Source organism: Pelorhabdus rhamnosifermentans, assembly GCF_018835585.1.
Classification (GTDB): Bacteria; Bacillota; Negativicutes; order UMGS1260; family UMGS1260; genus Pelorhabdus; species Pelorhabdus rhamnosifermentans.
Window position 1 is genome coordinate 1 of record NZ_JAHGVE010000191.1, and the last position, 230, is coordinate 230.

General features: G+C 44.3%; 1 pseudogene. It reads left to right on the forward strand.

The window, feature by feature from the left end:
* Nucleotides 1-230, forward strand: a pseudogene (locus Ga0466249_RS28120) (PTS mannitol transporter subunit IICBA); the annotation flags it as partial.

The window sequence follows — 230 nt, forward strand, 5'->3', positions numbered from 1 at the left end:
GTTCTCGGGGCCATTGCAACAATCGGTGTAATAGTTGGCGTAGATATCCCGATGTTTCTTGGGGCTATGATTATGGGGCCGCTTGGTGGATATGTAATAAAAAAGTTTGATGAATCGATTGAAGGAAAGCTGCCGGCTGGGTTTGAGATGTTAATTAACAACTTTTCGGCAGGTATATTGGGTGCATTGTTGGCATTATTGGCTTATACAGGAATCGGCCCGGTGGTTTT